Consider the following 320-nt stretch of genomic DNA (forward strand, 5'->3'; position numbering starts at 1 on the left):
GCGGCGTTGAGGGCGAGCAGGTTGGTCTGCTCGGAGATGCCCTTGATCACTTCGAGGATCTGGCCGATGTTCACCGTGCGGCTGTTGAGGGCCTCGATGTTGGCACAGGAGGCGCTGATCTTCTCGGAAAGCTCGTTCATCGCGCGGATGGTCTGCTCGACCACCTGTTTGCCGTCCTCGGCCTGGTGGTTGGCGTCGGACGCATGGTGCGAGGCATCGGCGGCGTTGCGGGCGATTTCCTGGGCGGCGGCGCCGAGTTCGTTGATCGCTGCTGCGACGCTGTTGGTGCGGTTGGACTGCTCGTCGGAGTTGGCCATCGA

General features: G+C 64.4%; 1 protein-coding gene. It reads right to left on the minus strand.

The window, feature by feature from the left end; translation table 11 throughout:
- Positions 1–320 (minus strand): methyl-accepting chemotaxis protein (locus tag HMPREF2716_RS12270; protein ID WP_239670487.1); only part of this gene is annotated, 320 nt, incomplete at both ends.

Origin of the sequence: Pseudomonas sp. HMSC076A11, from assembly GCF_001810205.1 — a bacterium.
In the GTDB taxonomy this organism is placed as follows: Bacteria; Pseudomonadota; Gammaproteobacteria; order Pseudomonadales; family Pseudomonadaceae; genus Pseudomonas; species Pseudomonas aeruginosa.